Here is a 23,312-nt window from a genome sequence, read left to right on the forward strand (position 1 = left end):
ATGGCCAAGGCTGCGATGCGCTTCGCGCGCCCCGCGTGGTTCGCCGCGCTGGCGCTCCTCGCCCAATCGGCCGCGTTCGCGCAGGATCCCGAGCGCGAAGTTGTTCCCGAGCAGCGCCAGCGGCTGGCCTTCGTCTCTCCCACCGGACTGACGCCGCTGGGCGCGCGGATGCTTTTTTCCGCCTTCCACGCGAGCTCGGGCCAGGAGCTTTGGATCACGGACGGCAGCGCCGCGGGCACGAAGATGCTCAAGGACATCCGCCCCGGCTTCCGGGGATCTTTCCCCGTCTGGCAGACGCCGTTCCGTGGCCGTGTGTACTTCACGGCCACGGACGGCGAGCGCGGCCTCGAACTCTGGCGCACCGATGGAACGGCTGCAGGCACTTCGCCGGTGATCGACCTGCGCCCAGGCGAGGAAGGCTCCATGCCCAGCGAGCTGACGGTGTTCGGCGATGCGCTGTACTTTGTCGCCAACGACGGCAGCACCGGCTTCCAGGTGTGGAAGACGTCGGGCAACGCGACAACCACCACGCGCGTGTCCTCGATCAACACCGGCCCCCGGGCAGTCGCACGCCAGCTCACGGTGGCCGGCAAGCGCCTGTTCTTCACCGCGACCACGCGCGAGCATGGCCATGAGCTTTGGGTCAGCGAGGGAACGCCGCAGAGCACACGCCTGGTGAAGGACATCCGCCCGGGCATCGAGGATGCGGACATTCAAGGCCTGACCGCCGTGGGCGACAGCGTCTACTTCACCGCGAACGACGGTGTGCACGGGGCCGAGCTGTGGAAGAGCGACGGCACCGACCAGGGCACGCGAATGGTGAAGGACATCCGCCCGGGCGAAGCGTCCTCGCGCCCCGCGCATCTGGTCGCACTCGACCGCATGCTGTACTTTGCCGCCAACGACGGCGTCCATGGCACCGAACTGTGGAGGAGCGACGGCACCACGGCCGGCACGACGCTTGTGGCGGACATCCGTCCGGGCGCCGAGGGTGCCATTGCGAGCCCGTTGTCGACGATGGGCGGGCGGCTCTATTTCGCCGCGACGGACGGTTTGTCCGGTGCCGAACTTTGGCGCAGCGACGGCACGGCAAAGGGGACCGCACTCGTCAAGGACATCGCACCGGGCGCCGAAAGCGGCTCTCCGGCACGCTTCGCCGCCATCGGCTCGCGGCTGTGGTTCTCGGCGAACGGCGGAGCCGCGCGCGGCGTCGAGCCCTGGACGAGCGACGGTTCGTCGGCCGGGACCCGCGCCGTGGCCGATGTCGCGGCGGGTCCGCGCAATTCGATGCCGCTGGGCTTTCGCGCGCTCGCGGATGCGGTGCTCTTCGTGGCCGATGACGGCCATGGCAACGAGCGCCTGTGGATCCGCCGTCCCGATGGCCGGGTCGCATTGGTCGGAGACCCGCTCGAGCAGCGGTTGCGCTGATCGCACTGCGCTGCTCCAAAAAAAACACCGGCAAATGCCGGTGTTTTTTTGCATGGAGCCTGCGAACGGCGCAGCTCAGTACACGACGATCTTGCCCGTGGGGCGCGGACTGTGGCAGTCGTTGTAGAAGTACTCGCCGGGCGCGTCGAAGGTGTGGTTCGCGGACTGTCCAGGCGCCAGCCTGAAGTTGAAGCGACCCTCGAAGAACTGAGTGGCGCAATGCGTGTTGGCGTTGTCGGCCGGGTTGGTGAAGGTCACGGTGGTGTTCACCGGCACGCGCATGAAGGTCGGGGTCATGGCGTTGACCGCCGTCGACTCGGCAGCCCCGGGCGCATTCCCGGCGGTCTGCACACGTGCCAGGAACACCGTGTTGGGTGTGGGCAGCGCCGCGCCTTCCACGGCCGACCCCGACACCGGGCGACGCACGACAGGCGGAATCGGCGTTGCTGGCGGCTGCACCGTGCCACCGACCTTGAACGCCCAGAGGCGGTCGCCGCGAGGGGCCGAGTCGCCATACGGAATGCTCGTACCGCCAGAGAACACGGCGACATACTGCTCGCCGTCGATCTCGTAGGTGATCGGGCTGGCGCTGATCGCGGCGCCGGTCTGGAAGCGCCACAGCTCGCTGCCGTCGTTGGCATCCATGGCCAGCAGGTTGCCGTCGGGCTGGCCGATGAAGAGGAGGTTGGACGCCGTGGTCAGGATGCCGTTGCCGTGCGCAAGGGAGTACGGCATCTGCTTCTTCCACTTGACGAGGTTGGTGCCCGGATCGACGGCCACCACGGCGCCCGTCATGTAGGTGCCCGGCGGGCGCAGGCCGTTGCTCGCCTCGGTCAGCGAGTGCGCGGCGGACACGTAGCCCATGCCCGTGTAGACCAGGCCGGTGCGCTGGCTGTACGACTGGTGGTTCCAGTTGGCACCGCCCCCGTGCCCCGGAATGGAGAGGATGGGCACGTCCCAATGCGCGTCGTACAGGCAACCCTTCACATAGTTCGGCACCGCGCGGTTGGGGTCGCCCGGAATCGCCGTGCCCAGCGGCTGGTCCACGATGCAGGTCTCGGTCCAGGCGCCCTGGCGCGGCATGGGCTGCGTGGGCCAGCTGGCCTGGCGGGCATCCTGCTTGACCGGCACTTCGTCGATGCCCAGCGGCGCGCTGCCGTCCTTTCGGTCGAGGATGTAGTACATGCCGGTCTTGCTGCCGTAGATCACGACCTTGCGATCACGCCCGTCGATCTTCACGTCCGCGAGCACCGGCGACATCACGTTGTCCATGTCCCAGATGTCGTGGTGGACGGACTGGAAGTGCCACTTGTACTCGCCGGTCTTGAGGTCGAGGGCGACGATCGAGTTGGCGAACAGGTTCAGTCCGGGACGTGCGGAACCGTTCTGCGACGAGCCGCCGCGCACGTTGCCGAAGGTCCAGTAGACGAGGCCCAGCTCCGGGTCCACGGCTGGATGGATCCAGGGTGTCGCGCCCGTGCGATCGGACTCGGCGGCACCTCCCCAGGTGTCGTAGCCGATCTCGCCCGCGCGCGGCACGCCCCAGAACGACGTCAGCACCTTGCCGGTCAGTGCATCGGCGGAGAAGGCGGCACCGCGATTGCCGTCGTTGGTGCCCAGGTAGAGGCGCTTGTCGTGATAGACAAGAGCCACCTTCTGCAGGGCGCCCTGATAGTCGGGGTCGGTGGTGCTGCTCGGATACTGCTTGATCCAGGCGATGGCGCCCGTGTCGGTGCGCAGGGCCACCAGGCGGTTGCCGGTGGCCACGGTGAACACCAGGCCCAGGTCCTTTGCGACGGCCACGCCGCGGCGGGTGATGCCGCCGTAGGGCGTGGTCCATTTCCATTTGGTGAGGCCGGTCTTGCCGTCCACCGCGATCACGTTGCCGAGGGCGGACTCGATGTAGATGACGCCATCGACCACCACCGTCGTGCTCTGGTTGTTGCCGGTGGTCATGCCGCCTTCGATCTGGTTGACCCAGGCGCCACCCAATCGGCCGATCGCGCTCTTGTCGATCTTGCGCAGGCTGGAGTAGTTCTGGTTGCCGAGATTGCCTCCCACCTTGGGAAAGTCCTTGTCGCCGGCGGTGCAGCAGTCCGACAGGTCGGCCGCGGGCGCGCCGGCCGCCGGCGGCGGTGCTGGCGGCGGCGGCGCGCTGGATGACGGTGGCGGCGCGGGAGCCGGCGCTACCGGCAGGAAGGGTGCGCCGTCGCCGCTCGAGCCGCCGCAGGCAGTGATCAGCAATGGCGATGCGAGCACGCCGCAGGAAATCAGCAACGTGACCAATGATTTTTGCTTCATGGATGTCTGTCCCGTGAACGGTTGCCGGGCATTACTCGGTGCAGAAAGGCGTGAGGCCCATGGCCGACTTGACGCCCTGGACGACGAGCTTCTGGAACTCGATGGCACCGACGCCCTGCAGGTCGGCGGTGAACGAGTGGGCGTTGTGGCCGAGGGTCGTGAGCCATGCGCGGCCGCCGTCGTAGTACTGGCACCAGGCGACCGGATGGAAGTCGGCGTGGCCCGGGTGCGGCGCCGAGGTGAGTGGTTTCAGCGTCGAGGTATCGACCTTGGCCAGGAACTTCACCTTGGTGGGGAAGGGCATCAGGTTGTACCACTCGTCCTGGAAGGAGAAGCGCTTGGGCACGTCCTTCGTAGACGGGTCGTCCGAGACGATTTCGACATCGCCGCCGCGGTTCGGACCGTGGTTGTAGAAGTTCGCATTGCCGAGCAGGCCTTCGTAGTAGGGCCAGTTGTATTCCGCGCCGAAGGCGTTGTGCAGCCCGACGAAGCCGCCTCCGCGGCGCATGTAGTTGCGCAGCGCGGTGCGCGCCGCGTCCTGGCTCGTGCTGACCGCGCCGTTCCACAAGGTGTCCCGGTTCGAGCTCGCGAAGATGATCGCCTTGTAGTTGTTGATGCGGCCGCTGAGGATCGCGACGTCTTCCGTCCAGTCGACGGTGATGCCCTCGGCCGACAGCATGCGCACCAGGCCCGCCTGCATCACGTTGTCCGGGTTCATCACGGGGTTCAGGCCGGCCGCCATCGGCGTGCCCAGCACCGCATGGCGCGGGCCCGCCGTACGCGAATAAACGAGCACCCGGTCAGGCGTGGTGGCAAAGGCGCCCCAGTCGTTGTAGCACTTGGGGTTCGTGCCTCTGCAGACGTTGTAGTAGGTGTCGAAGCTGTCGTCGGGCGCCTCCGCAACCGGGTCCGCCGGCGCGGGCGGCGCCTCCTGGACGGGAGCCGCCGGGCTGCTGGGTGCGGCCGGCGAAGCGGGCAGGGCCGTGAAGGGGATGCCGCCGCCACCGCCGTCTCCTCCTCCGCATGCGGTCACGGCCAGTGCCAGGGCCGCGGTCGATGCAAGCCTGAAAGTCAAAGATTTGCCAAATTCCAAGGGAGTCTCCTCGTTCTGATCGATGGCGCAGAGGTGCGAGCGCTCTGCTGGTGCTGGCCGGCTGCTCCGCTGTCACGGAGTCGGCCGGGGGCGATCATAGGAATTTTGTGGAAATAATTTCCATTATGGAAATCCCTTCCTATTTCGAAAACGAGCGAAAACCGCCGCTTCAGATGAGTCGGAAGGTCAGGCTGCCGGACGGCCGGAACGGTCGCGGGCAATCCCCGCGGCCAGATGAGCGGGGGAGGCAGGTTCGGGACATCGCGCGGACGCGCGACTCCCTGACTCTCTATCTTCGGAAACGCACTAGCGAAGCACCAGCACGGGCAGCGTCGAGTGCGCCAGCACGTGCTGCGTTTCGCTGCCCAGCAGCAGGCGCTTGATGCCCTTGCGTCCGTGCGAGGCCATCACGATCAGGTCGCTCTTGTATTTCTTCGCCGCCGCGATGATCGATTCCGCCACCAGATCGGAGTTGGCCGTCGTCGTCTTGATCCGCACGCCGCTTTCCTTGGCGCGCGCGCTCACGGTGTCGAGCATTGCCTGTGCCTTCTCGGCCCACTGTTTCTCGATGCGCCCGATGTCTTCCGCCGAAAAAGTCATGGCGCCCTCCAGGTAGCTCCTGGGATAGCGCGGAATCACGTTGAGCGCCACGAGGTCGGCGTCGTTCCGGGCGGCGAGTGCGATCGCGCTCGTCACGGCCTTCTTCGAGAGCGTGGAGCCGTCGGTGGCAACGAGGATGCGTTTGAACATGGGGGGTCTCCGGGGAAGGTGTTGCGCGAGCTTAGGCAGGCCCGCGCCCCGCGCGTTGATGCAGATCAACAAGCGCAACTGAGTCCGGCCTTAGCCTCGCTGCGATGCAAGCCGCGCTCGCCTCGTTCTCTCCGCATCCATCCTCCGCACCCGCTGCAACGGCCGCAGCCGAGAGCTGGCGGCTGCTCGACGACCCGCTGGAGTGGCCGGCCTTCAGCCAGCTGGAGCAGGGGGATGCGGCCACGGGCCGATGGGCCTCGCAGGTGGCGGTCGAGGGCATGCACTGCGCCGCCTGCGCCTTCACCGTCGAAGATGCGCTGCGGAAAGTGCCGGGCGTGGTCGACGCGCAGGTCAACGCCGCGAGCAGGCGCGCGCGCGTGGTGTGGTCTGCCGCGGCCACGCGGCCCTCGCGCTGGTTCGAGGCCGCGGCCGCGGCCGGCTACCCGCTGCTTCCCGCCGACAGCCAGCCGGCGAGCCGGCAGCGCGCGCGTGAACTGCGCATGGCGCTCTGGCGCTGGCTGGTCTCGGGCTTCTGCATGATGCAGGTCATGATGTACGCCTACCCGGCCTACATTGCCAGGCCTGGCGACATGACGGCCGACGCGGCGCAGCTGCTGCGCTGGGCCTCCTGGGTGCTCACGCTGCCCGTCTTGCTGTTCTCCTGCGGTCCATTCTTTCGCAGCGCCTGGCGCGACCTGCGCGCGGGGCGCATCGGCATGGACCTGCCCGTGGCCTTCGGTGTGCTCACGACCTTCGCCGTCAGCAGCGCCGCCACTTTCGACAGCGGCGGCCCGCTGGGCCACGAGGTCTATTTCGACTCGCTGACGATGTTCGTCTTCTTCCTTCTGACCGGCCGCTGGCTGGAGGCGCGCCTGCGCGAGCGCACCGCCGGATCGCTTGAGGCCCTGATGCACCGGCTTCCCGACAGCGTGGAGCGATTGGCCCGCGACGGCAGCTGGGTCCGCGTGGCCGCGCGCGGGCTCACCGCCGGCGACGTGATCCGGGTGCGCCCCGGCGAGGTGTTCCCGGCCGATGGCGTGGTGATCGACGGCGACACCAGCGCGGACGAGGCCCTGCTCACCGGCGAATCACGCCCAGTGCCGCGTCCTTGCGGCGACCGGGTACTGGCCGGCAGCCACAACCTGTCGGCGGTGGTCCAGGTGCGCATCGAATCGGTGGGCGAGGGCACGCGCTTTGCCCAGATCGCGCGACTGATGGAAAGCGCGGCGCTGAACAAGCCGCGCCTGGCGCTGCTGGCGGACCGGGTGGCGCGGCCATTCCTCGTCGTGGTGCTGGCCTGCGCGGTGGGCGCCGCGGCGCTCTGGTGGCGGGTGGACCCGGGCCGGGCGTTGATGGTGGCGGTGGCGGTGCTGATCGTGACTTGCCCGTGCGCGCTTTCGCTGGCGGCGCCGGCCGCCATGCTCGCGAGCGCCGGCGCGCTGGCGCGCGGCGGGGTGCTCACGTCCAAGCTGCAGGCGCTGGAGGCCCTGGCATCCGTCGACACCGTGGTGTTCGACAAGACCGGCACCTTGACCGGCGACGTGCCGCGCCTGGAGCGCATCTATTGCCGGCAGGGCCTGCGACCCGGCGATGCGCTGGAGATGGCGGCCGCGCTCGCGGCGCAATCGCTGCATCCGGTCGCGCAGGCACTGGTGAAGGCATGGCATGCGCAGTTCCGCACCCCGCCCGGCTGGAACGTGGCGCATGCCGGCGAGACCGCCGGCCTCGGGCTCGAAGGTCTGATGCAGCGCGTGCGCGATCGCTCGGGCGCTCCGCGGCACGTGCGCCTCGGGTCGGCCGCGTTCTGCGGCGTGCCACCGCTGCAGGTGGAATCGGCGCAGGTCCATCTGCGCGACGCACAGGGATGGGTCGCCAGCTTCGTGCTGGCCGAGGAACTGCGCGCGGATGCCGGTGCGGCCGTGGCGGCCCTGCGTGCGCAGGGCGTGACGGTGCGGCTGCTGTCGGGCGACCGCGACAGCGCGGCGAAGGACGTCGGCGCGCAGGCCGGCATTGCCTTCGCGCAGGGCGACTGCACGCCGGAGGACAAGCTCGACGTGCTGTGGCGGCTGCAGGCCGAGGGCCGGCGAATCGCGATGGTGGGCGACGGGCTGAACGACGGCCCTTCGCTGGCACGCGCGGACGCCTCCTTCGCCTTCGGCCGCGCCGTGCCGCTGTCGCGGGCGCGCGCCGATTTCGTCGTGCTGGGGGACCTGCTGTGCGCCATTCCGCAGGCAATCGCGCAGGCACGCCGGACCGTGCGCGTGGTGCGCCAGAACCTCGCGTGGGCCGCGGGCTACAACGCGCTGTGCGTGCCGCTCGCCGTCGCCGGCTGGCTGCCGGCGTGGCTCGCGGGCCTCGGCATGGCCGCGAGCTCGCTCGTGGTGGTCCTCAACGCGGCGCGGCTCGCCGCCGCCGGCCCGGCGGTGCGCTGATGGACATCCTCTTCCTGCTCATCCCGCTGTCCGTGGTGCTGGTGCTCGCGATCCTCGGCGGGCTCTGGTGGGCCATCGAACGCGGCCAGTTCGAGGACATCGAGGTCGAGGGCGACCGCATCCTGCACAACGATTGATTTGCATCAAGGCTCGCGAGTGGGGCCCCGGAGAGACTTCGCGTCATCCAACAAGAGGCCCGACGATGCAAGCAACGCACCCACCCGCCGCGACATACGACGACACGGTCGTGCGGCAGTTCGCTCTCATGTCCGTGGTCTGGGGGGTGGTCGGCATGCTGGTCGGCGTGATCATCGCCTCCCAGCTGACATGGCCCGAACTCAACCTCGGCATTCCATGGCTCAGCTACGGGCGGCTGCGGCCGCTGCATACCAACGCGGTGATCTTCGCGTTCGGCGGCTGCGCGCTGATGGCCACGAGCTTCCACGTGGTGCAGCGCACCTGCCAGGTCCGGCTGTTCGCGCCCGCGCTCGCTTCCTTCGTGTTCTGGGGTTGGCAGCTGGTGATCGTGGCGGCCGCCATCAGCCTGCCGCTGGGCTACACCCGAGGCAAGGAATACGCCGAGCTCGAATGGCCCATCGGCATCCTGATCGCCGTGGTCTGGGTGGCCTATGCGATCGTGTTCTTCGGCACCATCGGCAGGCGCAAGGTCCGCCACATCTACGTGGCCAACTGGTTCTACGGCGCGTTCATCATCGCGGTGGCGCTGCTGCACATCGTGAACGGCGCGGTGGTTCCCGCCGGCTGGATGAAGAGCTACTCGGCCTATGCGGGCGTGCAGGATGCGATGGTGCAGTGGTGGTACGGCCACAACGCCGTCGGCTTCTTCCTCACGGCCGGCTTCCTGGGGATGATGTACTACTACATCCCCAAGCAGGCGGGCCGCCCGGTGTATTCGTACCGGCTGTCCATCGTGCATTTCTGGGCGCTGATCTTCACCTACATGTGGGCGGGGCCCCACCACCTGCACTACACCGCGCTGCCCGACTGGACCCAGTCGCTGGGCATGGTGTTCTCGCTGATCCTGCTGGCGCCGAGCTGGGGCGGCATGATCAACGGCGTGATGACGCTCTCGGGCGCCTGGCACAAGCTGCGCACCGATCCGATCCTGCGCTTCCTGATCGTGGCGCTGTCGTTCTACGGCATGTCGACCTTCGAAGGACCGATGATGTCCATCAAGACGGTCAACGCCCTGAGCCACTACACCGACTGGACCGTCGGCCATGTGCACTCCGGAGCGCTCGGCTGGGTGGGCTTCATCAGCATGGGCTCGCTGTACTACCTGATCCCGCGCATGTACGGCCGCACCACCATGTACAGCGTGAAGGCCATCGAGGCGCATTTCTGGATCGCCACCATCGGCATCGTGCTGTACATCGCGGCCATGTGGATCGCCGGCGTGATGCAGGGCCTGATGTGGCGCGCCATCAACCCCGACGGCACGCTCACCTATACCTTCGTGGAGAGCGTGAAGGCCACCTTCCCGTTCTACGTGGTGCGCCTGATCGGCGGCCTGCTCTACCTGAGCGGGATGCTGGTGATGGCCTGGAACGTCTGGATGACCGTCATCTCGGGCTTCTCGGTGCGCGCCAGTGTTCCGCCCGCCATCGCCCACGCCTGAGGACATCCATGAACAATCCCAAGACACCCGCGTCCACCGGCTTCTCCCACGAGAAGATCGAGACCAACAACCTGTTGATGATCGTCCTGATCCTGGTGGTCGTGGCCATCGGCGGCCTCGTCGAGATCGTGCCGCTGTTCTTCCAGAAGTCCACCACCGAAGCGGTGCAGGGCGTCAAGCCGCTCACGCCGCTGCAGCTCGCCGGACGCGACATCTACCTGCGCGAGGGTTGCTACAACTGCCACTCGCAGATGATCCGCCCCTTCCGCTCGGAGACGCTGCGCTATGGCCACTACTCCGTGGCCGGAGAGTTCGTCTACGACCACCCGTTCCAGTGGGGCAGCAAGCGCACCGGGCCCGACCTGCAGCGCGTGGGCGGCAAGTACAGCGACGAATGGCATCGCATCCACCTGAACAATCCGCGCGACCTCGTGCCCGAGTCGAACATGCCGGCCTACACATGGCTTGAAAAGAGCCTGGTCGACGCAGAGTCCCTGCCGGCCCACATGCGCGCGCTGCGCGTCGCCGGCGTGCCCTACACCGACGCGGAGATCGCCAAGGCCCGCGAAGAGGTCACGGGAAAGACCGAGATGGAGGCCACCGTGGCCTACCTGCAGTCGCTGGGCCTGGCGCTCAAGTAGGCAGCGAAGGAGCGAAACCATGATCGACATCACCACCTTGCGCGTCGCCGCCACCGTCGTCTGCTTCGTGCTTTTCATAGGCATCGTGATCTGGGCGTACTCGCGGCGCAATGCGCGCGACTTCCAGGAAGCGGCCCGCCTGCCGTTCGAGCAGGACTGAAGGAGACCCCACATGAGCGATTTCATCAGCCATTTCTGGTCGAACTACGTTGCCGTGGCGTCGCTGCTGAGCATCCTCGGCTGCGTGCTGCTGCTGTGGCTGACGGCGCGAAAGCGCGTGCCGGCCAGCGCCGACAACACCACCGGCCATGTCTGGGACGAAGACCTGCGCGAAGCCAACAACCCGCTCCCCATGTGGTGGATCGGGCTCTTCGTGCTGACCATCGTTTTCGGCCTGGGCTATCTGGCTGTCTTCCCCGGCCTGGGGAGCTTCGGGGGGCAGTCCGGCTGGAGCTCGCGCAGCGCCTATGACGCCGAGGTCGCCCAGGCCACGCAGGCCCTCGCCCCGGTCTATGCCCGCTTCACGCCCATGCCTGTCGAAGAGGTGGCGCGCGACCCGCAGGCCAGGGGCATCGGCGAGCGCCTGTTCATGAACAACTGCGCCCAGTGCCATGGCTCCGATGCGCGCGGGAGCAAGGGATTTCCCAATCTCACCGACAAGGACTGGCTGCACGGCGGCACGCCCGACAAGATCGTCGAGACCATCACCAACGGGCGCATCGGCGTCATGCCGCCCATGGCCGCGGCGGTCGGGACGACGGAGGACGTGAAGAACCTGGCCAACTACGTGCTGAGCCTGTCGGGTGAGCCGCATGATTCGGTGCGCGCCGGCCTTGGCAAGTCGAAGTTCACGGCCTGCGCGGCCTGCCATGGGATCGGCGGCGTCGGCAACCAGGCGCTGGGGGCACCCAACCTCAGCGACAAGATCTGGCTGCATGGCTACGGCGAGGCCGCCATCATCCAGATGATCAACGAGGGCAAGCGCAACGAGATGCCGGCGCAGCAGGGCCGGCTCACCGAGGCCCAGATCAAGCTGCTGGCCTCGTATGTGTGGGGCTTCTCGAACACGAACGCCACCGCCGCCGCGCCCGCGGCGGCCGGACCCTGAGGCCGCGCGTCCATGCCGCGCAAGATCATTCCCATTGCCAGCGCGCCGGCAGCCGAGGAGGTCGGCCTCTACGAGGCTTCGAAGAAGATCTATCCCCGCACCGTGCGCGGCGTGTTCGCGCGCTGGCGCTGGGCCATGGTGTTCCTGACCCAGCTCGTGTTCTACGGCATGCCCTGGGTGGAGTGGGGCGGGCGGCAGGTGGTGCTGTTCGACCTGGCCGCGCGCCGCTTCTTCATCTTCGGCTTGGTGCTGTACCCGCAGGACCTGATCTATCTGTCGGGCCTGCTGGTCATCAGCGCGCTGTCGCTGTTCCTGTTCACCGCGGTGGCGGGCCGCCTGTGGTGCGGCTACGCCTGCCCGCAGACGGTCTACACGGAGATCTTCATGTGGGTGGAGCACAGGATCGAGGGCAACCGCACCGCGCGCATGCGGCTGGACGCCGAACCGATGTCGCTCGAGAAGCTGGTGAAGAAGTGGACCAAGCACATCATCTGGATCGGCATCGCGCTGTGGACCGGGTTCACCTTCGTGGGGTACTTCACGCCCATCCGCGAGCTGGGCATGGCCTTCCTGCAGACGCAGATGGGCTCCTGGGAAGTGTTCTGGGTCTTCTTCTATGGCCTGGCCACCTACGGCAACGCCGGCTTCATGCGCGAGCAGGTCTGCAAGTACATGTGTCCCTATGCGCGGTTCCAGAGCGCCATGTTCGACCGCGACACGCTCATCGTCACCTACGACCCCGCACGCGGCGAGCCGCGCGCGCCGCGCCGCAAGGGGCCGGATCCGCGCACGCTGGCGCTGGGCGACTGCATCGACTGCGGCCTGTGCGTCCAGGTATGCCCGACCGGCATCGACATCCGCGAAGGCCTGCAGTACGAATGCATCGGCTGCGGCCTGTGCGTGGATGCCTGCGACACCGTCATGACGAAGATGGGCTACCCGCCGCGGCTGATCCGCTACGACACGCACAACGGCATGGAAGGCCGCTGGAGCCGCCGCCAGCTGCTGCGCCGCGTGCTGCGCCCGCGCGTGCTGGTCTACGCGTCGATCCTCGCGCTGCTGGTGACCGGTTTGCTGGCCAGCCTCGTCACGCGCACGCCGCTGAAGGTGGACGTGGTGCGCGACCGCGCCTCGCTCGCGCGCATCGTGGAAGGCGGGCGCCTGGAGAACGTCTACCGGCTCCAGATCATGAACGCCACCGAGCAGCCGCAGCGCTACCGGATCGCCGCGCACGGCATCGAGGGCCTCAGTGTCTCGCCGGACGAAGCGGTTGCGGTCGAGCCGGCCCAGTCGCGCTGGGTCGCGGTGCGGCTGCAGGTGCCTTACGGCGCAGCGCCGGCCGGCTCCCACACGGTGCACTTCGACCTCCGGGAAGAGGGTGGCGCGGTGCAGGTCTCCGAAAAAGCGGTCTTCCTGGTGCCGCGCTGAAAGGTCGATATGAACACGATGGCAACAACACCCGAACCCGCGGCGCTCGCATGGTGGCGCTACCCGATGCTCTGGATGGTGATCGCGGGGCCCGCGGTGGTGGTGGTCGCGGGCTTCGTGACGCTCTGGCTCGCGCTCTCCCGCCCCGAAGCACTGGTGTCCGAGGACTACTACCGCGAGGGCATCGAGATCAACAAGACGCTGGGCGACAGGAAACTCATGCCCGCGCTCGCAGGGCGAAACCATGCGCTCACTCCCGCCGAGGATGTGCCGCCGCCGTCGGGGAGGCCCGGGTCATGAACGGGTGGCGCCAGCTGGCGACCATCCTCTGGCCCTCCTTCCTGGTGGCTTGCGGCATGGAGGTGCTGGTGTTCGCGCTGTTCGATCCGCTCAACACCTTCTGCGGTGCCGATGCGCTGCGGATGTCCCGCCAGAGCCTGTACACGGCGGCGTTCTTCATCTTCTGGCTGATGGCGGCGGCATCGAGCGCCTGCACCGTGCTGCTCGCCAGGCCGCCGGCGGCCGAGCGCCGAGGCGCGCCGCCTCAAACATTTTCGGGATGAACATGTCCTCAGCAGCTGTCCTCGACGTTCCCGCGCCCGCCTTGCCGATCGAACTGCTGCGGCAGTTCGACGTTCCCGGGCCGCGCTACACCTCGTATCCCACCGCCGACCGTTTCGTCGAGGCCTTCGGCGAAGACGACTATCTGCAGGCCCTGCGCGAGCGACGCGACGCCGGCGCGCAAGCGGCGCCGTTGTCGCTCTACGTGCACATCCCGTTCTGCGAATCGCTGTGCTACTACTGCGCCTGCAACAAGGTCGTCACGCGTCACAAGGAGCGGGGGCGCCAGTACCTCGCCTACCTGGCGCGCGAGATCGAGCTGCAGGCGGCGCGGCTGGGGCGCGGCGCGACCGTGAGCCAGCTGCACCTGGGCGGCGGCTCGCCGACCTTCCTGGACGACCAGGAACTGGCCGAGCTGGCCGCGCTGCTGCACCGCTCCTTCTCCTTCGAGCGCGGCGGCGAGCGCTCGATAGAGATCGATCCGCGCACCGTCGACGCGCAGCGGCTGTCGAACCTGGCAGCGCTGGGGTTCAACCGCCTGAGTTTCGGCGTGCAGGACTTCGACCCCGCGGTGCAGCAAGCCGTGCACCGCGTTCAGCCGGCGTCGCAGGTCTTCTCTCTGATGGCGGCCGCACGTGCACTGGGGTTCGAGTCGATCAACGTGGACCTGATCTACGGGTTGCCGCGGCAGAACGATGCCTCCTTCGAACGCACGCTGTCGCAGATCCGCGAACTGCGGCCCGACCGCATCGCGCTGTACGCCTACGCGCACCTGCCGGAGCGCTTCAAGCCGCAGCGTCGCATCCTGGCCGAGGAACTGCCGGATGCGGCCGGGCGTGTGCGCATGCTCGCGCGGGCGATCGACGTGCTCACGGCAGCCGGCTACGTGTACATCGGCATGGATCATTTCGCGTTGCCAGACGATCCGCTTGCCGTCGCGAAGCGGCACGGAACGCTGCAGCGCGACTTCCAGGGCTACGGCACGCGGCCCGATGGCGACCTCATCGCGCTGGGCGTCTCCGCCATCGGACGCGTGGGGGCCACCTACAGCCAGAACGCCAAGACGCTCGACGAGTACTACGACCTTCTCGATCGAGGGCATCTGCCAGTGGTGCGCGGCCTCGTGCTGTCGCGCGACGACTTGCTGCGCCGCGCGGTGATCATGGCGCTGATGTGCCGCGGCAGGGTCGACTTCGATGCCATGGGCGAGGCCCACGCCGTCGATTTCCGGCACTACTTCCCCACCGAATTCGCGGCGCTCGGGCCGTTGGTCGCCTGCGGCATGGTGCGGTTGAGCGATCACGACATCACGGTCACCGAACAAGGCTGGTTCCTGGTGCGTGCCATCGCGATGGTGTTCGACCGCTACGCCCGCGCGAACCGCACGCGCTTTTCGCGCGTGGTCTGAACATGCAGGTCGCGCTCGCCGGTGCCGCGTTCGTCATGGGCCTTGCCGGCGGTCCGCACTGCGTGGCGATGTGCGGTGCGGCTTCGTCGGCGGTCATTCGCATCGTGCCGATCGCGCCCACGGCGCAGCACGGCGCAATGGCGACGTTCGCAGCACCTGGCGCATTCCACCTGGGGCGCTTCGCGAGCTACGCGGCGGCAGGCGCCGTCGCCGCCGCCAGCGTCGACAGCCTCGCACTGGCGAGCACACAGATTGCCGCGCTGCGGCCGTTGTGGGTGCTGCTGCATGTGTTCGTGTTCGCCTGGGGCGCGATGCTGGCCGCCACGGGCCGGCAGCCGCTGTGGGCGCAGCGCATCGGCCGCTCGCTCGAATCGCGTCTTCGCTCGCATGCCGGCGGCACGTGGCTGGGCGTGCTTGCAACCGGGCTGCTGTGGGTGGCGCTGCCTTGCGGGCTGCTGTACTCGGCATTGATGCTGGCAGGCCTGGCCAACGGCGCGCTGGAGGGCGCGGCGCTGATGGCATTGTTTGCTGCCGGCAGCGGCATCTCGCTGCTGGCCGGGCCGTGGCTCTGGCAGCGTTTGCGGCTGGCTGGCGGCAGGACGCGCCAGGCCTGGGGCGCGAGGTTGGCTGGCGTGCTGCTGGCCGCAGTGGCTGTGCAGGCGCTGTGGTCGGACCTCGTTCGCCAGATCGACGCCTGGTGCCGCTAAGGCAGAGAGACGAATCAGACGCCCGCTTCGTCCTGAATCCGGAGGTCCGCCCAGCGGATGCAGCGAACCAGGACCGCATCGACGACTTCGAGCCGCGTGCGCTTCGTGTCCACGATCTGCAGGACGGCTTTGAGGACGGAATGCTCGAAGATCTCGGCCCTGCACACGACTGTCCCGCTATCGAAGCTCTGGTCAACGTGGAACACGAATTCGAACCGGTCCCGGTACTGTGGCGGCAGGATCAGCTTCATTGCCGCCTGCTTCCGCCAGGATTGCGGAATCCATGGTTTTCGACCGGTTCTTTCGGCCATCGAAAACTCGCGCCGGGGTTGACCCGCTGCGGAGGATCCATGTTCGATCCTTTCCACCGCAGCCGTCTTGCCCGAATGAGCCAGGCGATTGCCGCGCCAGGATGGAAAATGTATCGCTTTGTAGAAAATCTATCTACATACTTGCGATTTTTTTGCGCCCGCTACCGAAAACGCTTGGTGAATTCGCGCACGACGCCGATGACCCGCGCATTGCCGAGCAGCTTGATGGGATATCGGCTGTTCAACGGCTTGAGGTACAGGTCTCCGCCGTCTTTCACGAGCTGCTTGAACGTGGTCTCGCTGGCATGGTTCACCGCGATGACATAGTCGCCGGGGAGGGCCTCCATCTCGGGCTCGACGATCAGGATGGATCCGGCGGGAAAGGAGTCACCGCTTTCGCTGACCATGCTGTCGCCATGAACCCGCAGTGCGTAGGTGTGCCGCTTGACCGGCACGCTCACAGGGATGGCGTCGAATTGCGTCGTCGGCTTGAAGTTGTCGATGACGGTGTAGTTGCCCGCCTCGACCTCGGAGACCAGGGGAACCTCAGCACGCACGTCGACCCCTCGTGCGCCCGCCGACACACCCGAGACCAGTTCGGCGACGGAAATCCCGAGCAGCTTCGCCACGCGTGCCTGATTGGCCCGCTTCGGAGCTGTGCCGCCTTGCTTTTCCCATTGCTGTACTGCGCCACGGCTAACCCCCAGCGCATCAGCAAATTGCTGCTCGCTCATCTGGAGGCGCTTGCGTCCTTCGCGAATTAGTTGACGGCTATTCACAGCCCTAGGGTAGGCGCTGTTTCAGATAGAAAGAAAATCGATGATAGCTCTTCCATCACCTGGACAGGGGCTATCGGCGATGGTTCATGTGACCAGATGAGTCGCTCCGACTCGTGAGGCACCCCACCCATCCGACGCGGATAGTCTTGTGTCCACCAGACGAAATTTCTATCCTGGCTTTAGTCCTTTCGCAGTCTTAGGATGAACTCGCGCCGGCCCCCAAAAAATCATTCGCTGCCGGCGGTTCTTGAGGGAATCCCATGCCAATGCCGTTGTTGCATCGTCTGGTCAGTGGCGCCGTGCGCGTCCACTGACGGCCATGTACCGCTATCTGCGCCTGGCAACCGTGAGCGAGTTCGCTGCGGGCAGAACGCTCGGCGAGCGCGTGAGGGCCGCCTGCCTGGCCTCTCGTGCGTGGAAGTCCAACGGGTACGGGATCGCCTGGGTTCAGGACCGTGTCGACCGTCAGTTCCGGTATTTCGAGGCACTCGGGGAGTTCCGCATGTTCGCGCCCGGCGCGGTTTTCATCGGAGCCCGCGTGACCTCCGTCGACGACACGAAGGCGCGCATTCGCTGGACGTCCGCTTTCTATCCCGGACCGCGTCATCGGCAAGTCGTCCGCGGGGGGCAGGGTGAATTGCTGCCGCTCGGTTTTCATGGACGCTTCGACCTGTACCTGCGGCGAGCGACCGAGATGCCGGTCGATGCGCATCAAGCCATCGGGGATGTTTCACCGAACGCCGAGAGCGACGTCATCGTCGTGCGATCGGATGAGGGCGAGACAACGACCTTCGACTTTCGACAAGCGGGCGGCATGCCTGCCGATGTTGTCGATGCGTTGCGCGAAGGCATGCTGCGCGCAAGGCTCCTGGCTGCCGGACCTTCGTAAGGGAACGGTTGGATTCATCGGGGATACGCAAGGGAAGTGAACCATGCAAAAGCAGACGATCCACAGTGCGACCATCACACTGAAACTGCCGCTCGACCTGAGCCTGCGCGATGAAATCGCGGCCTTGCGCGCCGCAGGCATTCCAGTCGACTCGCTGGGCAATGCGCAGTTCGGCTTCCTGTTCATCCGGACGGGAGGAAACTCGCAGAACCGGAAGAACACCTTTCGATGGTTCGCCTCCAGCATCCAGTAGTTTCGCGGGGGGCGCGGCGATGAGCCCGGCCTCAGTCTCCTGACCGGGCGGTCAAGGCATGCCGCCTGTGCATGGCGGGCAATGGCGTTTCCTCTTCGATCGTCCCCGTGCTCAGGACCCTGCGCCCCTGAGGCGTGATCTCGAGCACGGTCGCCGGGGGCTGGCGCATGCAGTGATCGCGGTCCACATGCACGGGCGGGATCAGCACCCTGATATGGCCGGCGGCCTCGAGCACACGCAGCCTGTCGACCATCGCGGGATCGGCTTCGGTGCAGGGAAGCCGCACGCTGGCGAGCTTCCTCAGCAAGGCCATGCACATGAGCGTTTCTCCGCGCAGGGCTCAGTCGAGCGTGAGCCGAATGATGAGCAGCCGCAATGCCCACCACAGGATGGCCGCGCCCAGTGCAATGCAGAGCGCAATGCGTAGCCAGAAGAAGAAGGCCATGGGAGTTTCTCGTTGAGCCAGATGAAGAAACATCTTGCGCGGTCGCACGGCCAAGCGCTTGAGATAGATCAATCTTCGCGCGCCGACGCGTGCCGTCCCCAGCGTCAGCCCATCAGCGTGCGCAGGCTGGCCAACGCCACCTTCGGGTCGGCGATCCCGTGGTAGATGGCGGGCACCTCCGTGTCCAGGCCCATGAGTCCGTAGACACCGTGCATCGCGCCGCGCACCGAATACTCGACGGTGAAGACCACGTCCTCGGGAATTTCCACGTACTGGCCCAGCAAGGCGAAGTTGCGTGCGCCGGCGGGTATGACCGAAGGCCGGTCCGACGCGCTCCTGCATTCGAACTCGCTGGTGATGTAGGGCATCATCACCGGCACCACGGTCGTGGTGCGCCGGACTTCTTCGAGGATGTCCTCGAAGCCCAGGTGGTGCATGAGCTCCGTCAATATGTCCTGGCCGCCGGCTTGGGACATCGTCTTCTCGATGTAGTTGCCCTGCGTGTCCAGCAGCAGGCCGTAGCCCCACAAGGTGAAGACGCTTTCAGGCTGGTCCTCGAAATGCGGGGCGTGCGGCACCACGATCGACATCAGCCAGCTCGAGTCCTTGAAGGTCATGAGCCCGCCGGTGCCGGGGGCGTTGCCTGAGAAGGCCTGGATGCGCCGGATCAGCAGAGGGCTGCGCATCGTGAGGGTGAACGACTCCCACTTGCTCTCGTCGACATTGCAGCAGAAAACCTCGGGCCGGCCGAAGCACGGTGCCTTGCGCGCCATGTTCCGCCACAGGGTCCAGGCGCCGTCGCGCTGGTCGCGTACCAGCTCCGGTGCCTGGTGATCGTTGCCGTTGCGCGAGTCGGCCACCATCGAACCGATGGTGATCAAGGCGCACTCGTGCGCGCCCAGGCTGTAGGTGAACGGGCGTCCCTCCCGCAGGCAATGCAGCGTGTCGAGCCGCAGGCCCTGCGCGCCGGCGGTGAAGTCCGCATCGGACACGCGCGTTCCGTAGTCGAAGCGCACGCCGTGTTCCAGCAGCCACTTCACCATCGGGCGCACGATGGCGTCGTACTGGTTGAACTCGGTGCGCCGCACGCCGCCCAGCGTATGGATGCGCGGCAGCTCCTGCAGGAAGCGCAGCATGTAGCGCTTGAGCTCGACCGCGCTGTGCCAGTTCTGGAACGCGAAGGTGGTGCGCCACATCGCCCAGAAATGGGTGTCCAGGAAGTGCGTGGAAAAGCACTCCTCGATGCGCTTCGTTCCCAGGGCGCGCTCGGGTGTGGCGAGCAGGCGCATGAGCTCCAGCCGGTCCTGGAAGTTGAAACCCAGGTCGCTGGCATCGAGTATGCGGCGGTTGCGGTCGATCAGCCGGGCATGCGCATCGGAGCGCCACAGTGCGTTGAAGGCCATGATCTCGTCGCGCACCGTGCGGTTCGGCGTGCCGGGCGAGGGAATGCTCTCCAGCACATTCCACAGGCAGGTGTAGGTCTCGTCGGTGAACATGCGCCCGCCGCGCGTCACGTAACCCTGGCGCGCATCGCCGCCGCCGTCGAGCGCGCCGCCGGGCAGCGTGGACTCCTCGAGGATGCGGATGTGCGAGCCCGGCATGCCGGCATCGCGGATCAGCAGAACCGCAGCGGACAGCGCGCCGATGCCGCTACCCACGATGCAGGCTTGTTGGAAGGAGGTCATTTCGTCGTTCCTTTGGTGATACCGGCGGCGCCACGGCAAGCGCGATATCCGGATGCGGCTTCGAGGCCAAGCCGGGCACTCGCCCGAGGCTAGGCTGGAGTCCACGGTGCGGGTTTGCGCCCGATCAAGCAACACCGCGGTCACGCCTGAGCGCGCGGTTGATGCAGCGCAATGCCGCACCGCGAGCCACGGCCTAAGGTCTGCGCATCACAGGCCGCCGACCAAAGGAGCTTTCATGCAAACGCCCGGATCCATCCTGCTTCACCTCGACGGCTCCGCCCGCACGGTGGAGCGCATCAAGCTGGCGCGCCAGCTGGCCGAGACCTTCGATGCCGAGGTCACGGCCCGCCCGTGCACCCTGTCCGCGCTCATGCGCTATCCGTACGCCATCGAGGGTGCGGCCGAAGCCGTCGCGATCATGCAGGAGATCGACAAGGCGGCGCGCGACAAGATGCACGCCACGTTCATGGCCAACACCGCGGGCTCGCAGCGCCTTCATTGGGCGGAGCCCGAAAGCGACGGGCCCTGGGGGTTCGCGCGGCGCGCGCTCTATGCGGACCTGATGATCCTGGGCCAGCGCGACCGCGACGACCCGATGGACGGCGAGCTGCCCGGCGACTTCCTGCCCAGCGTGCTGGTGCAAAGCGGCCGGCCGGCGCTGGTGCTGCCCTATGCGGGGCCCATCGGCCCCATCGGCCGCAACGTGCTGGTGGCATGGAAGGAGACCCGCGAAGCCGCGCGCGCGGTGACCGCGGCGCTGCCATGGCTGCGCACCGCAGCTCGCGTGCACGTGGTCACCTATGGCGAGGACGCCGAGGGCGCCCTGCAGCGCCTGCAGGAGTACCTGCGGGCCCAGGGTGTCGCCAATGCCACCCTGCACCCGGGCGGCAACAAGGAGGACGACGCCGGCAACAAGCTGCTGTCCTTCGCGGCCGACCTGAGCGCGGACCTGCTGGTCATGGGCTGCTACGGCCACAGCCGGGCACGCGAATGGGTGATGGGCGGGACGACGCTGTCGATCCTTCAGTGGATGACGCTGCCGGTGCTGATGTCGCATTGAGCGCGAAGGCAGGCACGGCCGGTGCCGTGCCGGCTTACGGCACCAGCACCGCCGCGCCCTCGATCCGCCCCGCGCGCAGATCGGCCAGGGCCTCGTTGGCCTGGGTGAGCGCATAGGTCTTCACGTGCACGCGCAGCGGGTGGGACTGGGCGAAATCCAGGAACTCGCGCGCATCGGCGCGCGTCAGGTTCGCCACGGAGGCCACGCTGCGCTCTTCCCAGAGCAAGCGGTAGGCGAAGGACGGGATGTCGCTCATGTGGATGCCGCCGCAGACGACCCGGCCGCCCTTGCGCACGGCGCGCAATGCGGCCGGCACGAGCTCGCCGGCAGGCGCGAACAGGATGGCCGCATCCAGCGGTTCGGGCGGGCGCTGGTCCGAGCCGCCAGCCCATGCCGCACCCAGGCTGCGCGCAAAGGCCTGGGTGGCATGGTCGCCGGGCCGCGAGAAGGCGTACACCTCGCGCCCCTGGGCGACGGCCACCTGCGTCATGAGATGCGCGGCGGCGCCGAATCCGTAGAGGCCCAGCCGGCGCGCATGCGCGACCTCGCCCGCGGCCTTGAGGCTGCGCCAGCCGATCAGGCCCGCGCAAAGCAAGGGAGCGATGCGCGCTGCGTCGGTTTCAGGCAGCTTCAGCGGCAGGCAGAACGCCGCCTCCGCGATCACGTGGCTCGCGAAGCCGCCGTCGCGGTGGTAGCCGGTGAAGCGCGGCGCATCGCACAGGTTCTCGTGCGCGTCCAGGCAGAAGGCGCAGCAGCCGCAGCTGTGGCCCAGCCAGGGCACGCCCACCCGCTCGCCGATGGCAAAGCCCTCGACGCCCGCTCCAAGCGCATCCACCACCCCGACGATTTCATGCCCCGGCACGATCGGAAGCACGGGCAGCGGCAATTCGCCGTCGACGATGTGCAGGTCGGTACGGCAGACCGCGCAGGCCAGCACGCGCAGGCGCAGTTCGCCGGGACCGGGCTGCGGAGTCGCGCGGCACTCCAGTTCGAGGGGAAGCCACGCCGCGCCGAGCACCATTGCACGCATGATGTTCAGGCGCTCACGAGCGCGACGCGCATGCTCAGGCGTCCACGAGCAGGTCGTTCACCACGACCGAGACGCCGGGCGTGGCCCACGCGGCGCCTTGCACCGCGTCGCGGTCGGCCTGGCGGGAAAGCGCGTCGTGGATCTTCTTTTCCACGTCGGCGGGGCTCAACTTCGGCTTGACTTTCACGAGATTGGACACGCCTGTCACGCCCATGAGGTCGCGCACCGCGCCTTCGGCGGCGCTGCGCTGGTAGCCCCACTCGACTTCGCCCTGGAGCGTGAGCCAGCCCTTTTCGACCATGGGGCGGATCCTGCCGTCCGGCACCAGCACGTTCCATTCGAGCGCGCGCTCGGCCGCCATGGCGATGTCGGCGTCGGTGCGCTCATTGCCGAACGGCAGCTTCACCGTCATCTCGACGGCCACCGCCTTCACGCCGTGCACGCGCTGCACGGCGCGCTCCGCGGCGTACTTCTCCGCGTGGCTGGAAAGGTGGCCGGTGAGGGTCACCACGCCGTCCTTGACGATCACGCCGATGTCGGAGGCCTTGAAAGCCGGGTCCCAGCTCAGTTCGGCCTCGACATCGTCGCGCAATTGGGTATCGGTCTTCATGGGAATTCCTTGCGATCAGTGGTTGGAAAGTCGGCGCGTCGCGCTGTCATCGAAACGGCCGTGCAATCCACTGTAGGAAGCAGCCCGCCCGGGCGCATTGCGCTGGATCAAGGCCGGCGCGGAATGCGCCAGGCGGCTCAGCCGATGTGCTCCAGCAGCAGGGCCTGCACCATGAAACGCCGGTTGTCGGCCAGGGAAGTCCCGTCGCCGAGCAGTTCGGCAAGCCGGACGGCCGGATGGTCTTCCATGGCGGCGCCGTCGAACACCGGAATGCCCGCGTGTTCGCCGATCTGCCGCACCAGGGCCGGGTCCATGTCCTGGCACTCCACGGCCTCGTAGAGACGCCCGAGCATGCGGGCGGTATGCCGTACCTCCTGCGGCGGGGTGTCGAGCGACAGGCTCGAGCGCATCGTGGCAACGCGCGCTCCCAACCGCTCCGCGGCATCGCAGAACAGCGCATGCGCCGCATCGCAGGGGGTTTCGTACAGCAGCCCCAGATTCTTGCCGCGCAGCGGTTTGGGCGTGGTTCCCTCCAACGCGGCGCGCTGCAGCATGCGCGCCCGGCACAGCAGGCTCGCCACGTCCAGCGGGGAAAGCTGGGGCCCGGCCTCGGGCTCGCGGAGTCGGTTCGGAAGGCGCATGGGAATGATCGGTATGTGACCCGTCGAGGCTAGTCAGACTGCTCGCACCGAACTTGATGCAGGTCAAGGGCGGGGCGCTGATACACGCCGGACACATTCGGTTCACCGAGCGT

At 67.5% G+C, this 23,312-nt stretch carries 25 protein-coding genes; 15 read left to right on the forward strand and 10 right to left on the reverse strand.

The window, feature by feature from the left end:
- Complete coding sequence (locus WIX39_RS28245) at window positions 1-1,428, forward strand: ELWxxDGT repeat protein (protein WP_409196517.1); 1,428 nt, start codon at window positions 1-3, stop codon at window positions 1,426-1,428.
- Between the two features lie 75 nt (window positions 1,429-1,503).
- Here WIX39_RS28245 and WIX39_RS28250 read toward each other — a convergent pair whose 3' ends face one another.
- From WIX39_RS28250 to WIX39_RS28260, 3 genes are all read right to left on the reverse strand, one after another.
- Window positions 1,504-3,729 (reverse strand): PQQ-binding-like beta-propeller repeat protein, encoded by a 2,226-nt coding sequence (locus tag WIX39_RS28250; RefSeq protein ID WP_409196518.1) that lies wholly within the window; start codon window positions 3,727-3,729, stop codon window positions 1,504-1,506.
- Between the two features lie 31 nt (window positions 3,730-3,760).
- Entirely contained in the window at window positions 3,761-4,822 is a 1,062-nt protein-coding gene (locus WIX39_RS28255) for a ThuA domain-containing protein (RefSeq protein WP_234383088.1), read from the reverse strand.
- 306 nt (window positions 4,823-5,128) lie between these two features.
- Entirely contained in the window at window positions 5,129-5,572 is a 444-nt protein-coding gene (locus tag WIX39_RS28260; RefSeq protein ID WP_409196519.1) for a universal stress protein, read from the reverse strand.
- A 104-nt stretch (window positions 5,573-5,676) separates the two neighbouring features.
- Here WIX39_RS28260 and WIX39_RS28265 point away from each other — a divergent pair, with 104 nt between their 5' ends.
- From WIX39_RS28265 to WIX39_RS28315, 11 genes are all read left to right on the forward strand, one after another.
- A complete protein-coding gene (locus WIX39_RS28265) occupies window positions 5,677-8,004 on the forward strand; it encodes a heavy metal translocating P-type ATPase (protein WP_409196520.1) in 2,328 nt (775 codons plus the stop codon).
- Window positions 8,004-8,141 carry a cbb3-type cytochrome oxidase assembly protein CcoS gene (ccoS, locus tag WIX39_RS28270; protein WP_081267749.1) on the forward strand — a complete coding sequence of 46 codons (138 nt, stop codon included), beginning with the start codon at window positions 8,004-8,006 and terminating at the stop codon, window positions 8,139-8,141. Before WIX39_RS28265 ends, ccoS begins: the two co-directional genes overlap by 1 nt.
- A 65-nt stretch (window positions 8,142-8,206) precedes the next feature.
- Window positions 8,207-9,643, forward strand: coding sequence for a cytochrome-c oxidase, cbb3-type subunit I (gene ccoN / locus WIX39_RS28275; RefSeq protein WP_409196521.1), 1,437 nt, complete (start codon window positions 8,207-8,209; stop codon window positions 9,641-9,643).
- An 8-nt stretch (window positions 9,644-9,651) separates the two neighbouring features.
- Entirely contained in the window at window positions 9,652-10,284 is a 633-nt protein-coding gene (gene ccoO / locus WIX39_RS28280; protein WP_106938439.1) for a cytochrome-c oxidase, cbb3-type subunit II, read from the forward strand.
- A 19-nt stretch (window positions 10,285-10,303) separates the two neighbouring features.
- Window positions 10,304-10,444, forward strand: a complete 141-nt coding sequence (locus WIX39_RS28285; RefSeq protein WP_081267746.1) for a cbb3-type cytochrome oxidase subunit 3 — start codon at window positions 10,304-10,306, stop codon at window positions 10,442-10,444.
- A 12-nt stretch (window positions 10,445-10,456) separates the two neighbouring features.
- Window positions 10,457-11,392, forward strand: a complete 936-nt coding sequence (gene ccoP / locus WIX39_RS28290) for a cytochrome-c oxidase, cbb3-type subunit III (protein ID WP_409196522.1) — start codon at window positions 10,457-10,459, stop codon at window positions 11,390-11,392.
- A 12-nt stretch (window positions 11,393-11,404) separates the two neighbouring features.
- Window positions 11,405-12,820, forward strand: coding sequence for a cytochrome c oxidase accessory protein CcoG (gene ccoG, locus WIX39_RS28295; RefSeq protein ID WP_409196523.1), 1,416 nt, complete (start codon window positions 11,405-11,407; stop codon window positions 12,818-12,820).
- A 9-nt stretch (window positions 12,821-12,829) separates the two neighbouring features.
- Window positions 12,830-13,120, forward strand: a complete 291-nt coding sequence (locus tag WIX39_RS28300; RefSeq protein WP_409196524.1) for a FixH family protein — start codon at window positions 12,830-12,832, stop codon at window positions 13,118-13,120.
- Entirely contained in the window at window positions 13,117-13,383 is a 267-nt protein-coding gene (locus WIX39_RS28305; RefSeq protein WP_409196525.1) for a hypothetical protein, read from the forward strand. Before WIX39_RS28300 ends, WIX39_RS28305 begins: the two co-directional genes overlap by 4 nt.
- 2 nt (window positions 13,384-13,385) lie before the next feature.
- A complete protein-coding gene (gene hemN / locus WIX39_RS28310; protein WP_409196526.1) occupies window positions 13,386-14,789 on the forward strand; it encodes an oxygen-independent coproporphyrinogen III oxidase in 1,404 nt (467 codons plus the stop codon).
- A gap of 2 nt (window positions 14,790-14,791) precedes the next feature.
- A complete protein-coding gene (locus tag WIX39_RS28315; RefSeq protein WP_409196527.1) occupies window positions 14,792-15,496 on the forward strand; it encodes a sulfite exporter TauE/SafE family protein in 705 nt (234 codons plus the stop codon).
- Window positions 15,497-15,510: 14 nt separating this feature from the next.
- Here the strand turns inward: WIX39_RS28315 and WIX39_RS28320 are convergent, their stop codons facing one another.
- Both WIX39_RS28320 and WIX39_RS28325 read right to left on the reverse strand, forming a co-directional pair.
- The gene (locus WIX39_RS28320; protein ID WP_409196528.1) at window positions 15,511-15,747 is read right to left on the reverse strand and encodes a hypothetical protein; all 237 of its coding nucleotides are present in this window, start codon (window positions 15,745-15,747) and stop codon (window positions 15,511-15,513) included.
- 221 nt (window positions 15,748-15,968) lie between these two features.
- Window positions 15,969-16,586 (reverse strand): LexA family protein, encoded by a 618-nt coding sequence (locus WIX39_RS28325; RefSeq protein ID WP_285411365.1) that lies wholly within the window; start codon window positions 16,584-16,586, stop codon window positions 15,969-15,971.
- Between the two features lie 319 nt (window positions 16,587-16,905).
- On the opposite strand from WIX39_RS28325, the gene WIX39_RS28330 reads away from it, so the two are divergent.
- Window positions 16,906-17,475, forward strand: a complete 570-nt coding sequence (locus WIX39_RS28330) for a hypothetical protein (RefSeq protein ID WP_409196529.1) — start codon at window positions 16,906-16,908, stop codon at window positions 17,473-17,475.
- A gap of 43 nt (window positions 17,476-17,518) precedes the next feature.
- Window positions 17,519-17,728 (forward strand): hypothetical protein, encoded by a 210-nt coding sequence (locus WIX39_RS28335; RefSeq protein ID WP_081267737.1) that lies wholly within the window; start codon window positions 17,519-17,521, stop codon window positions 17,726-17,728.
- Window positions 17,729-17,759: 31 nt separating this feature from the next.
- On the opposite strand, the gene WIX39_RS28340 is transcribed toward WIX39_RS28335, so the two are convergent.
- Together WIX39_RS28340 and WIX39_RS28345 are read right to left on the reverse strand one after the other, a co-directional pair.
- Complete coding sequence (locus WIX39_RS28340; protein WP_409196530.1) at window positions 17,760-18,041, reverse strand: hypothetical protein; 282 nt, start codon at window positions 18,039-18,041, stop codon at window positions 17,760-17,762.
- 236 nt (window positions 18,042-18,277) lie between these two features.
- A complete protein-coding gene (locus WIX39_RS28345; RefSeq protein WP_409196531.1) occupies window positions 18,278-19,858 on the reverse strand; it encodes an oleate hydratase in 1,581 nt (526 codons plus the stop codon).
- A gap of 235 nt (window positions 19,859-20,093) precedes the next feature.
- Here WIX39_RS28345 and WIX39_RS28350 point away from each other — a divergent pair, with 235 nt between their 5' ends.
- Entirely contained in the window at window positions 20,094-20,918 is an 825-nt protein-coding gene (locus WIX39_RS28350; RefSeq protein ID WP_409196532.1) for a universal stress protein, read from the forward strand.
- 34 nt (window positions 20,919-20,952) lie between these two features.
- Here the strand turns inward: WIX39_RS28350 and WIX39_RS28355 are convergent, their stop codons facing one another.
- The 3 genes from WIX39_RS28355 to WIX39_RS28365 form a co-directional block, all read right to left on the reverse strand.
- Entirely contained in the window at window positions 20,953-21,948 is a 996-nt protein-coding gene (locus WIX39_RS28355) for a zinc-dependent alcohol dehydrogenase family protein (RefSeq protein ID WP_409196533.1), read from the reverse strand.
- Between the two features lie 34 nt (window positions 21,949-21,982).
- A complete protein-coding gene (locus WIX39_RS28360; protein WP_409196534.1) occupies window positions 21,983-22,558 on the reverse strand; it encodes a BON domain-containing protein in 576 nt (191 codons plus the stop codon).
- A gap of 137 nt (window positions 22,559-22,695) precedes the next feature.
- Window positions 22,696-23,199, reverse strand: coding sequence for an ornithine carbamoyltransferase (locus WIX39_RS28365; RefSeq protein WP_409196535.1), 504 nt, complete (start codon window positions 23,197-23,199; stop codon window positions 22,696-22,698).
- Between the last annotated feature and the right edge of the window lie 113 nt (window positions 23,200-23,312).

Origin of the sequence: Variovorax sp. AB1(2024) (assembly GCF_037482385.2) — a bacterium.
Classification (GTDB): Bacteria; Pseudomonadota; Gammaproteobacteria; order Burkholderiales; family Burkholderiaceae_C; genus Variovorax.

Coding starts and splice junctions, on each gene's coding strand:
- WIX39_RS28345 (WP_409196531.1), bottom strand. CDS start 19,858: ATGACCTCCTTCCAACAAGCCTGCATCGTGGGTAGCGGCATCGGCGCG.
- WIX39_RS28330 (WP_409196529.1), top strand. CDS start 16,906: ATGTACCGCTATCTGCGCCTGGCAACCGTGAGCGAGTTCGCTGCGGGC.
- WIX39_RS28260 (WP_409196519.1), bottom strand. CDS start 5,572: ATGTTCAAACGCATCCTCGTTGCCACCGACGGCTCCACGCTCTCGAAG.
- WIX39_RS28365 (WP_409196535.1), bottom strand. CDS start 23,199: ATGCGCCTTCCGAACCGACTCCGCGAGCCCGAGGCCGGGCCCCAGCTT.
- WIX39_RS28315 (WP_409196527.1), top strand. CDS start 14,792: ATGCAGGTCGCGCTCGCCGGTGCCGCGTTCGTCATGGGCCTTGCCGGC.
- WIX39_RS28300 (WP_409196524.1), top strand. CDS start 12,830: ATGAACACGATGGCAACAACACCCGAACCCGCGGCGCTCGCATGGTGG.
- WIX39_RS28305 (WP_409196525.1), top strand. CDS start 13,117: ATGAACGGGTGGCGCCAGCTGGCGACCATCCTCTGGCCCTCCTTCCTG.
- ccoP (WP_409196522.1), top strand. CDS start 10,457: ATGAGCGATTTCATCAGCCATTTCTGGTCGAACTACGTTGCCGTGGCG.
- WIX39_RS28250 (WP_409196518.1), bottom strand. CDS start 3,729: ATGAAGCAAAAATCATTGGTCACGTTGCTGATTTCCTGCGGCGTGCTC.
- WIX39_RS28335 (WP_081267737.1), top strand. CDS start 17,519: ATGCAAAAGCAGACGATCCACAGTGCGACCATCACACTGAAACTGCCG.
- ccoG (WP_409196523.1), top strand. CDS start 11,405: ATGCCGCGCAAGATCATTCCCATTGCCAGCGCGCCGGCAGCCGAGGAG.
- ccoN (WP_409196521.1), top strand. CDS start 8,207: ATGCAAGCAACGCACCCACCCGCCGCGACATACGACGACACGGTCGTG.
- WIX39_RS28350 (WP_409196532.1), top strand. CDS start 20,094: ATGCAAACGCCCGGATCCATCCTGCTTCACCTCGACGGCTCCGCCCGC.
- WIX39_RS28355 (WP_409196533.1), bottom strand. CDS start 21,948: ATGCGTGCAATGGTGCTCGGCGCGGCGTGGCTTCCCCTCGAACTGGAG.
- WIX39_RS28285 (WP_081267746.1), top strand. CDS start 10,304: ATGATCGACATCACCACCTTGCGCGTCGCCGCCACCGTCGTCTGCTTC.
- WIX39_RS28245 (WP_409196517.1), top strand. CDS start 1: ATGGCCAAGGCTGCGATGCGCTTCGCGCGCCCCGCGTGGTTCGCCGCG.
- ccoS (WP_081267749.1), top strand. CDS start 8,004: ATGGACATCCTCTTCCTGCTCATCCCGCTGTCCGTGGTGCTGGTGCTC.
- WIX39_RS28320 (WP_409196528.1), bottom strand. CDS start 15,747: ATGAAGCTGATCCTGCCGCCACAGTACCGGGACCGGTTCGAATTCGTG.
- WIX39_RS28265 (WP_409196520.1), top strand. CDS start 5,677: ATGCAAGCCGCGCTCGCCTCGTTCTCTCCGCATCCATCCTCCGCACCC.
- WIX39_RS28340 (WP_409196530.1), bottom strand. CDS start 18,041: ATGGCCTTGCTGAGGAAGCTCGCCAGCGTGCGGCTTCCCTGCACCGAA.
- hemN (WP_409196526.1), top strand. CDS start 13,386: ATGTCCTCAGCAGCTGTCCTCGACGTTCCCGCGCCCGCCTTGCCGATC.
- ccoO (WP_106938439.1), top strand. CDS start 9,652: ATGAACAATCCCAAGACACCCGCGTCCACCGGCTTCTCCCACGAGAAG.
- WIX39_RS28360 (WP_409196534.1), bottom strand. CDS start 22,558: ATGAAGACCGATACCCAATTGCGCGACGATGTCGAGGCCGAACTGAGC.